Below are 310 nucleotides of genomic sequence, written 5' to 3' on the forward strand. Positions count from 1 at the left end.
CTCGGCGGTGGTGGGGACGCGGCCGAGTTCGCCGGCGAGCTGGTGGCGGAGGTTGTCGATGTGGCGGGAGCGGGGGGGGACCGAGCGGGAGGCCCAGTCCTGGCCGCGTAGTTCGTCGATCAGGGCGCCGCGGATGCGCATGGCGGCGAATCGGCCGAAGGGGACGCCGCGGGTGGGGTCGTAGGAGTGCGCGGCGGTGGCGAGGGCGGCCAGGCCGGCGGAGGTGAGGTCGTCGCGGTTGACGTGGGCGGGGACCCGCATCAGGGTTTCGCGGACGATGTGGCCGACCAGGGGGAGGTGGGTGCGGACG

General features: G+C 75.2%; 1 protein-coding gene. It reads right to left on the reverse strand.

Annotated elements, in window-relative coordinates; translation table 11 throughout:
- Window positions 1–310 (reverse strand): sigma factor (locus IE99_RS0128625; RefSeq protein ID WP_030177587.1); only part of this gene is annotated, 310 nt, incomplete at both ends.

Origin of the sequence: Spirillospora albida, from assembly GCF_000718255.1 — a bacterium.
Taxonomy (GTDB): domain Bacteria; phylum Actinomycetota; class Actinomycetes; order Streptosporangiales; family Streptosporangiaceae; genus Spirillospora; species Spirillospora albida.